This is a genomic window from Neisseria sp. WLZKY-1, assembly GCF_046546535.1.
Lineage (GTDB): Bacteria > Pseudomonadota > Gammaproteobacteria > Burkholderiales > Neisseriaceae > Neisseria.
On record NZ_JBKGTW010000167.1, the window covers coordinates 1 to 224 of the forward strand.

At 42.4% G+C, this 224-nt stretch carries 1 protein-coding gene; it reads left to right on the forward strand.

Translation table 11 applies throughout. The annotated features are described in order from the left end of the window. Nucleotides 1–224: tetratricopeptide repeat protein (locus tag ACLD9W_RS12685; protein ID WP_410842317.1), on the forward strand; the 224-nt coding region annotated here is incomplete at both ends.

Consider the following 224-nt stretch of genomic DNA (forward strand, 5'->3'; position numbering starts at 1 on the left):
GCAATGGCTCAATTTAATCTCGGCGTTACTTTGGAAAAACGAGGAGATGACGAAGGAGCAATAGCTGCCTACCAAAACGTTAAGCATGAAGATTCGTCTGAACAGTATGCAAAAGCTCAAGTTAATCTCGGCGTTACTTTGGAAAAACGAGGAGATGACGAAGGAGCAATAGCTGCCTACCAAAACGTTAAGCATGAAGATTCGTCTGAACTATATGCAAAAGC